Source organism: Accumulibacter sp., from assembly GCF_036625275.1.
Classification (GTDB): domain Bacteria; phylum Pseudomonadota; class Gammaproteobacteria; order Burkholderiales; family Rhodocyclaceae; genus Accumulibacter.
The window spans coordinates 1-9193 of sequence record NZ_JAZKUD010000124.1; the positions used below are offsets into that span (position 1 = coordinate 1).

Annotated in this window: 9 protein-coding genes and 1 pseudogene; 2 read left to right on the forward strand and 8 right to left on the reverse strand. The window is 61.0% G+C overall.

Features of this window, described 5'->3' with window-relative positions; genetic code table 11:
• A pseudogene (locus tag V5B39_RS22345) lies at positions 1 to 132 on the reverse strand (DDE-type integrase/transposase/recombinase); the annotation flags it as partial.
• Positions 133 to 226: 94 nt separating this feature from the next.
• Between V5B39_RS22345 and murJ the strand changes: the two are divergent.
• Both murJ and V5B39_RS20645 read left to right on the forward strand, forming a co-directional pair.
• Positions 227 to 1765, forward strand: a complete 1539-nt coding sequence (gene murJ, locus V5B39_RS20640) for a murein biosynthesis integral membrane protein MurJ (RefSeq protein ID WP_332344716.1) — start codon at positions 227 to 229, stop codon at positions 1763 to 1765.
• Between the two features lie 19 nt (positions 1766 to 1784).
• On the forward strand, positions 1785 to 2414 hold the full coding sequence (locus V5B39_RS20645; protein ID WP_332344717.1) for a YbhB/YbcL family Raf kinase inhibitor-like protein: 630 nt from the start codon (positions 1785 to 1787) through the stop codon (positions 2412 to 2414).
• A 242-nt stretch (positions 2415 to 2656) separates the two neighbouring features.
• Here V5B39_RS20645 and V5B39_RS20650 read toward each other — a convergent pair whose 3' ends face one another.
• The 7 genes from V5B39_RS20650 to V5B39_RS20680 form a co-directional block, all read right to left on the reverse strand.
• Positions 2657 to 5074: a sodium-translocating pyrophosphatase gene (locus tag V5B39_RS20650; RefSeq protein WP_332344718.1), complete on the reverse strand. Its 2418-nt coding sequence runs from the start codon at positions 5072 to 5074 to the stop codon at positions 2657 to 2659.
• A gap of 135 nt (positions 5075 to 5209) precedes the next feature.
• On the reverse strand, positions 5210 to 5863 hold the full coding sequence (gene adk / locus V5B39_RS20655; protein WP_332344719.1) for an adenylate kinase: 654 nt from the start codon (positions 5861 to 5863) through the stop codon (positions 5210 to 5212).
• A 131-nt stretch (positions 5864 to 5994) separates the two neighbouring features.
• On the reverse strand, positions 5995 to 6759 hold the full coding sequence (gene kdsB / locus V5B39_RS20660; protein WP_332344720.1) for a 3-deoxy-manno-octulosonate cytidylyltransferase: 765 nt from the start codon (positions 6757 to 6759) through the stop codon (positions 5995 to 5997).
• Between the two features lie 59 nt (positions 6760 to 6818).
• Positions 6819 to 6995 (reverse strand): Trm112 family protein, encoded by a 177-nt coding sequence (locus V5B39_RS20665; protein WP_332344721.1) that lies wholly within the window; start codon positions 6993 to 6995, stop codon positions 6819 to 6821.
• Positions 6976 to 8025: a tetraacyldisaccharide 4'-kinase gene (lpxK, locus tag V5B39_RS20670; protein ID WP_332344722.1), complete on the reverse strand. Its 1050-nt coding sequence runs from the start codon at positions 8023 to 8025 to the stop codon at positions 6976 to 6978. The genes V5B39_RS20665 and lpxK overlap by 20 nt, the downstream gene beginning before the upstream one ends.
• Positions 8025 to 8441, reverse strand: coding sequence for an ExbD/TolR family protein (locus V5B39_RS20675; protein WP_332344723.1), 417 nt, complete (start codon positions 8439 to 8441; stop codon positions 8025 to 8027). The genes lpxK and V5B39_RS20675 overlap by 1 nt, the downstream gene beginning before the upstream one ends.
• Before the next feature lie 12 nt (positions 8442 to 8453).
• Positions 8454 to 9062, reverse strand: a complete 609-nt coding sequence (locus tag V5B39_RS20680) for a MotA/TolQ/ExbB proton channel family protein (RefSeq protein WP_332344724.1) — start codon at positions 9060 to 9062, stop codon at positions 8454 to 8456.
• Positions 9063 to 9193 lie beyond the last annotated feature (131 nt).

Consider the following 9193-nt stretch of genomic DNA (forward strand, 5'->3'; position numbering starts at 1 on the left):
CACTGTACCATCCTGGCGCACCAGACGGCGGACGCGGCGCAGGAACAGGGCATCGAGCTTGGCCGCCAGCGCTCCCAGCGAACGGACCTTCGGCAGGTCCTGCGGGTAGCGGGCGAGCAGCGTCTGGCCGTCATGCGAGGCCCAAGACATGTCCCGCGTTTTGCCTGCCGAGGTCCAGGCGCTAAGATGACGGGTCTGCGCCTGAGCAGCGCCGCCCGGATAGACAATGAACCTCCTGAAGACCCTCGCCACCGTCAGCAGCATGACCTTGCTGTCGCGCATACTCGGCTTTATCCGCGATTTCGTGATTGCCCGCGCTTTCGGTGCCGGGGCGCTGACCGACGCGTTCTTTGTTGCCTTCAAACTCCCCAATCTGTTGCGCCGACTGTTTGCCGAAGGCGCTTTTTCGCAGGCCTTCGTTCCGGTCCTTGGCCAATACCGGAACCAGCGTTCAGCCGAGGAGACCCGGCAATTGGTGGACCGAGTCGCGAGTCTGTTGTTTCTCGTCGTGCTGGCGGTAACCCTGCTCGGCATGGCAGCCGCGCCGCTACTCGTTTACCTTTCGGCTCCGGGTTTTACCGATGACCCGGAAAAGTTTGCCTTGACCGTCCAACTGACGCGCATCACTTTCCCCTACATCCTTTTCATGTCGCTGGTCGCGCTGGCCGGTGGCATTCTCAATACCTGGAGCCGCTTCGCCGTCCCCGCATTCACGCCGGTGCTGCTCAACGTTTCGTTCATTCTGATGGCACTCTTTGCAGCGCCCTACTTCGACCCGCCGGTCATGGCTATCGGCTGGGCCGTCTTTCTTGGCGGTGCCTTGCAACTTGCCTTCCAAATTCCCAGCCTGAGGCGTATTGGCATGCTGCCGCGATTCTCGATCCATCTGCACGACGAGGGAGTCAGGCGCATCTTCCAACTGATGGCACCAGCCGTACTCGGTGTTTCCGTGGCGCAGGTCAGCCTGCTGCTGAATACCGTTTTTGCCTCTTTCCTGAGTACCGGCAGTGTCTCCTGGCTTTATTACGCCGACCGCCTGATGGAGTTTCCGGCCGGCATGCTCGGCGCCGCACTCGGTACCATCCTGCTTCCCTCTCTGGCCAAATGCCATGCCGCCGAGCAACACGAGGAATATTCCCGATTGCTCGACTGGGGCTTGCGGCTGACCTTTCTGCTGGCGGCGCCGGCGGCTCTGGCACTCGGCATTCTCGCCGTACCACTGATTACCACGCTGTTCCATCACGGCGCTTTCACCGCCAACGACGTATTCAGGACTCGCGACGCATTGGTCGCCTACAGTGTCGGGCTGCTCGGCCTGATTCTGGTCAAGGTGCTGGCACCCGGCTTTTACGCCCGCCAAAACATCCGCACCCCGGTCAGGATCGCATTGTTGACCCTTTTCGTCACGCAAGTGCTGAACCTGCTCCTGATCGGCTGGCTGCAACATGCCGGCCTGGCCCTTGCGATCGGACTGGCCGCCAGCCTCAACGCCACGCTACTCTACCGCGGTCTTCGCCAACGTGGCATTTACACCCCGCAGCCTGGCTGGCCGCTGTTCTACGGCAGACTTGCTTTCGCCCTGCTGAGCATGGGCACTGCGCTGTGGTTTGTGATCGGCCCAACGGTCGATTGGCTCAACTGGCACCTGGGAGAACGATTGCTCCGTCTTTCTGTAGCGGTCGGCTTCGGTGCAAGCGTCTATTTCGCTACACTATGGATCGCAGGTTTTCGCCTGCGCGACTTCAAACGCAGCGCGGCCGAGTAATCAATTAAGGAGATTTACGATGATATTGATCAGCAGCAGCTTTAGTGACGGGCAACCGATCCCGGGTGATTTTGCATTCTGCATTCCCGACTCCGAACACCATGTTTGCCTGGGCAGCAATCGCAACCCGCATCTGGCATGGCGCAGTGCGCCGGCGGAAACACGCTCATTCGCCCTGATCTGTCACGACCCGGACGTGCCGAGCCAGGGCGATGATGTCAATCAGGAAGACCGCACGGTTCCGGCATCGCTGGCACGGGTCGACTTCTTTCACTGGGTGCTGCTTGATTTGCCGGCCACACTCGGCGAGATCAGGGCAGGCGAATTTTCCAACGATGTCACGCCACGCGGCAAACCCGGTCCGCACGCCCCACATGACGCACGCCAGGGAATCAATGACTATACCCACTGGTTCGCCGGCGACAATGACATGCGTGGCGATTACTACGGCTACGATGGTCCCTGCCCGCCCTGGAACGACGAGATTGTCCACCGTTACGTATTCACGATTTTCGCACTGGATGTCGCCAGACTGGACATCGATGGCAAGCTGACCGGCCAGCAACTGCGTGCGGCCATGCAGGGACACATTCTTGCCGAAGCGAGTCTGACCGGGACCTATACCCTCAATCCATTGCTGAATGCTTAATGTGAAAGTCGCGTCAGCGACTCACGAATCTTCGCTCCCCCTCGCGGGGGAGGGGCCGGGGGAGAGGGAAACGGTCATGACTTTCATGATCATGATCAGGGGTGCCTGGAAAAGTCATGACCGTTAGCCGAGGAAGCCGCAGGTTTTCTTGCCATTGGACACGAAAAAGGCCGCAAAGCGGCCTTTTTCGTTGATCAGGGCAGAGAGAGCCTGCCCACGGCATGCAAAGCGAAGATTACGATTTACTGCACGCTGACCTCGACACGACGCGCCTCGGCAGGGTCTCCGGTGCCGGTAGTCACCATGGGCTTCCGGAGTTCGATGCGCTCCTCGGCGATACCGACGTTCTTGAGGGCATCACGTACGGCGATCGCGCGTTTCTTGGCGACCTCTTCGTTGGCCGCCTGACTGCCACTGATGTCATGAAATCCGGAAATGGCGAGCTTCGCGGCCGGATGGTCCTTGGCATAGGCAACGACAACTTCGAGGGTCTTGCCGGCATCGGCCGGGATTTCTGCCGCACCCACCGCAAAGTACAGCTTGGCCGCTGCCGGCGCTACTGGTACCGCCACCGCAGCCGTAGCCGCAGGCTTGGCCGCCACCGTGGCAGGCGGCACCATCAAGGGAACAATCATCAGGGCAACGATGTTGATGATCTTGATCAGCGGGTTGACCGCCGGACCCGCCGTATCCTTGTAGGGATCACCAACGGTGTCGCCGGTCACCGCCGACTTGTGGGCATCGGAGCCTTTGCCCCCAAAATGGCCGTCCTCGATGTACTTTTTGGCGTTATCCCAGGCACCACCACCGGTGGTCATCGAGATGGCCACGAACAGGCCGGTGATGATTGTTCCCATCAACAACCCACCCAGCGCTTTCGGGCCAAGCAGCAGACCAACGAGCACCGGCACCAGCACTGGCAGCAGCGACGGAACGATCATTTCCCGAATCGCAGCGACGGTCAGCATGCCGACGGCGCGGGAATAATCCGGCTTGGCCTTGCCTTCCATGATGCCCTTGATTTCCTTGAACTGCCTGCGCACTTCGATGACCACCGCACCGGCTGCACGGCCTACCGCCTCCATCGCCATGGCGGCAAAGAGGTAAGGAATCAGACCGCCGAGAAAAAGGCCGATGATCACCTCGTGATCAGAGAGGTCGAAGCGCAGCCCCCCCCAGTTGATTTCCAGGGCATGCGTGTAGTCGGCGAAGAGCACCAGCGCGGCCAGACCCGCGGACCCGATGGCATAGCCTTTGGTGACGGCCTTGGTGGTATTGCCGACCGCGTCGAGCGGATCGGTCACATCACGCACCGACTTCGGCAGACCGGACATTTCGGCGATACCGCCGGCGTTGTCGGTGATCGGACCATAGGCATCCAGCGCGACGATGATGCCGGTCATTGACAGCATCGAAGTGGCCGCAATGGCGATGCCATACAGGCCGGCCAGCGCATAGGTGATGTAGATCGCTGCACAAACGCAGATCACCGGCAAGGCACAGGCTTTCATCGAAACCGCGAGGCCGGCGATGATGTTGGTGCCATGGCCGGTGGTCGAAGCTTCGGCGACGCGCTTGACCGGCGAGAAATCGGTACCGGTGTAGTACTCGGTAATCCAGACCAGCAATCCGGTCAGCACCAGACCGATCGCCGCTGCCCAGAAGATATTCATCGAACTGATCAGCTTGCCGTCAGCAAGGGTGATGCCATTACCAAGCAGCATGGTAGTGATCGGATAAAAGGCAATCAAGGCCAGGATGCCGGCCACGGCCAGACCACGGTAGAGGGCGTTCATGATCTTGCCGCCATCGGTGGCCTTGACGAAGAAACAACCGATGATCGAGGCGATGATCGATACGCCACCGAGTACCAGCGGGTAGACGATCAGATTGTCGGTGGCACCGGCCACTCCCTTGAGCATCATCGCACTGAGTACCATCGTCGCCACCACGGTCACTGCGTAGGTCTCGAAAAGGTCGGCAGCCATCCCGGCGCAGTCGCCGACGTTGTCGCCGACGTTGTCGGCGATGACGGCGGGGTTGCGTGGATCATCTTCCGGAATACCGGCTTCGACCTTGCCGACCAGGTCGGCGCCAACGTCTGCACCCTTGGTGAAGATGCCACCGCCCAGCCGGGCGAAGATCGAGATCAGTGATCCGCCGAAGGCCAGTCCGACCAGCGGCTCCACCGTGTGCTGGAAATCACCGCCGGCACTCTTGAGAAAGGCGTAGTAGCCGGCCACACCGAGGAGGCCGAGACCGACGACCAGCATGCCAGTGATCGCGCCCCCCTTGAAAGCGACGCTGAGCGCCGCGGAAATGCCACTGCGCGCGGCTTCGGCAGTACGCACATTGGCGCGCACCGAAACGTTCATGCCGATGAAGCCGGTCGCACCCGAAAGCACTGCACCGATCAGAAAGCCGACGGCCATCAGTTTGCCGAGCGCAAACCAGATCAGCACGAAGAGCACGGCACCGACCAGACCGATCGTCGTGTACTGCTTGGCCAGATAGGCAGAAGCACCTTCCTGAATGGCTTTGGCGATCTCCTGCATGCGTGGGTTGCCGGCTGGCAACGAAAGAATCCATTTCGTCATCGCCGCGCCATAAAGCACCGCAATGACAGCGCACACCAGCGCGAACATCAAACCTGACGACATAAGCAACCTCCCTCTTTAAAGTGACCCAGACTCCCAGGAAAATCCCCAGGAGTCGGATTTACCCCAGTGCTACACGAAACAAACAACGTTCAAATCCTGAAGCCGTTTTCTGCACGACAGTCTCATTGATAGCAGCTATTGCAAGGCCGCAAAAGCCGCCTTCATGATCTCGTCGACGCTCCCGATACCTGCGATTTTGCGGCATTTCGGCGCCCTGGGATCACCCGTTGCCGCCCAGGCTCGGTAGTACTCCAGCAATGGCTTGGTCTGCGAATGATAGATCTGCAGCCGCTTCCTGACCGTTTCTTCCTGATCATCGTCGCGCTGAATGAGGTCCTCGCCGGTGACATCATCTTTTCCGGCCAGCTTCGGCGGATTGAAGCGGAGATGGTACGTGCGACCGGAACCCGGATGCACGCGCCGCCCGCTCATCCGCTCGATGATCTCCTCGTCGGCCACGTCGATTTCAAGCACGTAGTCGAGGGCCACACCAGCGACCTTCATCGCTTCGGCCTGCGGCAAGGTGCGCGGGAAACCATCAAACAGATAACCGTCCCGGCAGTCGTCCTGCTGCAGACGATCCGTGACCAGGCCGATGATGATTTCGTCCGAAACCAAGCCACCCGCATCCATGACTTTCTTCGCCTCGACACCGAGAGGTGTCCCGGCTTTCACCGCCGCACGCAGCATGTCACCGGTGGAGATTTGCGGGATGCCGAATTTTTCACGAATGAACTGGGCCTGAGTGCCTTTGCCAGCGCCTGGGGCACCGAGCAGAATGAGTTTCATGGTTCGCCCTCTGATCTCATCAAATCAAGCGGTTTATCCAAAACTTCATGTACTTGCACTCCAGCTACCGAACTGTGGCAGAACGCTGTCGTGATCAACAGGCCGAAACTTACCCTCAAATGCGCGTACGGTCAAACGTTTTTGAACCATTCCTGCACGCGCCGTGCATCTTCCAGGGTATCCACACCTGCACCCGGCAGATCATCGACAATCGCCACGCTGATGCGCAGGCCATGCCACAGGGCACGCAACTGCTCAAGCGCTTCAAGGTTTTCCAGTGGCGACGGGGCCAGACTGGTGTAGGTACGCAGGAAATGCGCGCGATAGGCGTACAGGCCAATGTGCCGATAGGCCAGCATTCCGGCCGGCAAGGTCTCACCGCCGGCTTCGCGAGCGAAATGATCGCGCGCATAGGGAATCGGCGCGCGCGAAAAATAGAGGGCATCGCCACTGGCCGCCAGGACCACCTTGACGATGTTCGGATTAAAAAAGTCGGACGCTTCCGACAGCGGATGCGCCAATGTCGCGATCGCGGCACCACTCCCCGCCAGTTCAACGGCCACACGGACAATCAACGCTGAATCAATCAAAGGCTCGTCGCCCTGCACGTTGACCACGATCGTGTCGTCAGACCAGCCCGACCATTCGACCACCTCGGCCAGGCGGTCGGTGCCGCTCGCATGCTCCGGCCGAGTCAGCAGGGCGCGCAGGCCATGCCGCTCGACGGCCACCAGCACCTCTGCGTGGTCGGTCGCCACGACCACCTCCTCGGCACCCGAAAGCAGCGCACGCTCGGCCACTCGGACGACCATCGGCTTGCCACCGAGGTCGAGCAGAGGCTTGGCCGGCAAACGGGTCGAGGCATAGCGCGCGGGAATGACCACCTTGAAGCGCATCACCCCCTCCCCCTTCCAGCAGCCAGCACGCTCAAGCCCCGGCGCTTCATTTGCCGTGGTCAGCGTTCGTCGTTCGAGAACTGGCGGGCTTCCTCTTCGAGCATGATCGGAATCCCGTCACGAACCGGAAAAGCCAGTCTGCAGGGTTTGCACAGGAGTTCCAATTGCGCCTTGCGGTACTCGAGATTGGCTTTGCAGATCGGGCAGACGAGAATGTCAAGCAGGCGTGCATCCATGCAGTTTCTCCAGAATGGTCTCGAACAGGGGCGCCTGGCCGGGTTGCGAACAACTGATGACCGCCTCGACCGGCAGCATCCAAGCCTCGCCGATGGCCAGCGATGCGCATTTTACTGCATCTTTCTCGGTCATCAGCAGCACCCCGTCCCTGGCAAAGGCAAGGTCGCTGTCCTGATAGGGATGGTGATCGGGAAAGGGATGCGCTGCGAATTCAAGGCCGAGAGCCTGCAACTGCCGGAAAAAGCGCTGCGGGTCGCCGATCCCGGCAATCGCATATAGCTTGCGGTCCTGCAGGTCAGCCACAGCGCAGCGGCGCTGTTCTCCGCTCGCGGCAACGAAATGCTGGCCGACCAGGCGCATCTCGAACTGTGGCAAGCGCCAAGCCGCGTTCGCCACCCCGGTTTCCGGTGGGCCGTTCCACACCACGGCGCCCACCCCCGCCAGACGCCGCAGGGGCTCGCGCAGGGGCCCGGCCGGCAGCAGCCGGCCGTTGCCGGCGCCGCGTCCGTCAAAGACCACCAGTTCGATCGAGCGTTGCAGTCGATAGTGCTGCAGGCCATCGTCGGAAACGATCACGTCACATTCGGGGTGCGTTGCCAGCAAGGCCTGCCCGGCGGCAGGCCGGTCACGGCCAACAAAAACCGGAACGCCGCTGCGCCTGGCCAGCAACAGGGGTTCATCCCCGACCAGGGAAGACGGCGATGAGGCGTCCACCGGTCGCACCTGCCCGCCACTGCCACCGTAGCCACGACTGATGATTCCTGGTCGCCAGCCCTGCTCGCGCAAGCGGTTCACCAACCATAATACCAATGGGGTCTTGCCGCTGCCGCCAACAGTCAGGTTGCCAACCACCACCACCGGCACCGGCAAGCGCTGTGAGCGTAGCAGCGCGGCGCGGTACAGCCAGCGTCGCAGCACGACCAGTCCGCCGAACAGCCAGGAAAACGGCAGCAAGGGCCAGAGTGCCAGCACCAGACGGCGCTGGTACCAGCGGCCGGTCAGGCGCTGCGCCATACTGGCACGAGCCATCAGGGTGGTGATTGGGTCGCGAACGAAATCCGCGGATAGCCGGCCGTTTGCGCCGCCTGCATGATATCGACGACGCTTTGATAGTTGGCCTTGGCATCGGCATTGATCACGATGACCGGTTCCTTGGTGTCGCCAGCGGCCCGCCGCAGGGCTTCGCTGATCGCCTGTACGCTGGTTGTGGTCAGCGGCACCTTGTTCACCAACACCTGGCCCGCCGCCGTCAGCCCAACGCTGATCTCGTTGGGCGTCTCGGCCTGTTTGCTGGCGTCGGCAGTCGGCAGGTTGATCTCCAGGCCGGAAAACTTGGCGTAGGTGGTCGTCAGCATCAGAAAGATGATGATCACCAGCAGCACGTCGATCAGCGGGATCAGGTTGATTTCGGGAATGTCACTGGCGCGACCGCGGCGAAAGTTCATGACCCGTCCCTCTCAGGAGTTGCGCTGGCCGTGCAGAACCTCGACCAGACGTACCGCCTGTTGCTGCATCTCGACGACGAAACTATCCACCAACGCTCGGAAATGCCGCCAGAAGATCATGCTCGGAATCGCGATCAGCAACCCGAAACCCGTGTTGTACAGGGCCACCGAAATGCCGTGCGCGAGCTGGATGGGGTTGCTGCCGCTCGGAGCCTGCGACCCGAAAATCTCGATCATGCCAACCACGGTACCGAACAGGCCCATCAAGGGGCTGATCGACGCAATGGTGCCCAGCGTCGTCAGATAACGTTCGAGATTGTGTGACACGACGCCACCAGCTTCCTCGATCGCTTCCTTCATGATCTCGCGCGAGCTGCCGACATTGCGCAAGCCGGCACCGAGGACGCGACCGAGTGGCGAGTGAGCTTCGAGATCACCGACCATGGCGGCGGTCACCCCATTCTGCCGGTACTCGGTGACGACCCGCTGCAGCAGGCCGGGCGGGACGACTTTACTGCGTCGCAGCGCCACCAGACGCTCGAGAATCAGTGCGACGGTGATGATCGACGCCAGAAGCAAAGGCCAGATTGGCCAACCAGCGGCCTGAACGATGGAAAACACGTTTTCCTCCGGGAGATTTTCACAAATGGGCACTTTAGCCTGCACCGACGTTTGCAGCAAGCCCCGACAGCAATTCTCATTTTGGCTGAATCCCCTGCGCTAAGCCGTGACGGGTGGGGGACGTAAGCGTT

Coding starts and splice junctions, on each gene's coding strand:
- V5B39_RS20650 (WP_332344718.1), bottom strand. CDS start 5,074: ATGTCGTCAGGTTTGATGTTCGCGCTGGTGTGCGCTGTCATTGCGGTG.
- adk (WP_332344719.1), bottom strand. CDS start 5,863: ATGAAACTCATTCTGCTCGGTGCCCCAGGCGCTGGCAAAGGCACTCAG.
- lpxK (WP_332344722.1), bottom strand. CDS start 8,025: ATGGCTCGTGCCAGTATGGCGCAGCGCCTGACCGGCCGCTGGTACCAG.
- murJ (WP_332344716.1), top strand. CDS start 227: ATGAACCTCCTGAAGACCCTCGCCACCGTCAGCAGCATGACCTTGCTG.
- V5B39_RS20645 (WP_332344717.1), top strand. CDS start 1,785: ATGATATTGATCAGCAGCAGCTTTAGTGACGGGCAACCGATCCCGGGT.
- kdsB (WP_332344720.1), bottom strand. CDS start 6,759: ATGCGCTTCAAGGTGGTCATTCCCGCGCGCTATGCCTCGACCCGTTTG.
- V5B39_RS20665 (WP_332344721.1), bottom strand. CDS start 6,995: ATGGATGCACGCCTGCTTGACATTCTCGTCTGCCCGATCTGCAAAGCC.
- V5B39_RS20675 (WP_332344723.1), bottom strand. CDS start 8,441: ATGAACTTTCGCCGCGGTCGCGCCAGTGACATTCCCGAAATCAACCTG.